This is a genomic window from Lutibacter sp. B1 (genome assembly GCF_012524075.1).
Taxonomy (GTDB): domain Bacteria; phylum Bacteroidota; class Bacteroidia; order Flavobacteriales; family Flavobacteriaceae; genus Lutibacter.
Genome location: NZ_JAAZUI010000130.1, coordinates 1 through 780, shown reverse-complemented (window position 1 = coordinate 780; position 780 = coordinate 1). Strand labels below are relative to the sequence as shown.

At 30.6% G+C, this 780-nt stretch carries 2 protein-coding genes and 1 pseudogene; all 3 read right to left on the bottom strand.

Annotated features, from left to right (window positions below; genetic code table 11):
• Positions 1 to 9: 9 nt before the first annotated feature.
• Positions 10 to 144, bottom strand: a complete 135-nt coding sequence (locus HGB55_RS15610) for a hypothetical protein (RefSeq protein WP_256368438.1) — start codon at positions 142 to 144, stop codon at positions 10 to 12.
• A gap of 72 nt (positions 145 to 216) precedes the next feature.
• Positions 217 to 504 (bottom strand): nuclear transport factor 2 family protein, encoded by a 288-nt coding sequence (locus HGB55_RS15250; protein WP_247649235.1) that lies wholly within the window; start codon positions 502 to 504, stop codon positions 217 to 219.
• 9 nt (positions 505 to 513) lie between these two features.
• Positions 514 to 780, bottom strand: a pseudogene (locus tag HGB55_RS15245) (hypothetical protein); the annotation flags it as partial.

Here is a 780-nt window from a genome sequence, read left to right as displayed (position 1 = left end):
TACAACGGTTTAGGCTATGTTGTCGTTGTGGAAAAATCGGCAAGATTTTTCCGCCATAGCAGTTATGTTAGTAAATATACGAGGATTTTCTGAAAAAGAAAATCCGCCACAATGCAATATAGCCAGTGTTGTGCTTTCGTACATTTTATTCAGTTGGAATTGGAAGTTTATGCTGTCTTAAAAATGATAATTTATCCCAATATCCTCTCTGAAATTTTATTTTCCATCAATTACTTGAAAAAATCCACAACCTCTTAATCCTAAAGGATCTTTCCATTCTAAAATTCCCCACTCATTATCTTCAAAAATATTCTCAATAATACAAACCATATTGGCTTGATTAAATTCTCTTTCAAACATTTCTCGGATTGCCATTTTTCCAATTATAGGTTCATTTGTCACTTGGTGATTAATTGCATCTTGGTGATAAAAATCTGAAATCTTTTCAGCGTTTGCTTGATTAAAAGTTTCTACCCATTTTATTATCAATTCTTTTGGTCTCATTTTAATCAATTAATATTCTTTATTCCACTTAGGTAGTTTTCCGTAAATTTCATAAAATTGTTGAATAATTTTTCCCTCTATCGTTGCTGGTAAATCATTATTGGATTTATCAAAAGTTTCATACCAATAAACATCCAAAGCTTCAATATCCTCAATAATCATTTGTTTATTCCAAGCTCTATTTCTTATTTCTCCAAATTGTTTTCCATTGACAAGTCTATCATAAATTCCTCCTTTTCGGGTTTTTATCATTCCGTTTTGGGTGATTTTTCCAGT

Coding starts and splice junctions, on each gene's coding strand:
- HGB55_RS15610 (WP_256368438.1), bottom strand. CDS start 144: ATGTACGAAAGCACAACACTGGCTATATTGCATTGTGGCGGATTTTCT.
- HGB55_RS15250 (WP_247649235.1), bottom strand. CDS start 504: ATGAGACCAAAAGAATTGATAATAAAATGGGTAGAAACTTTTAATCAA.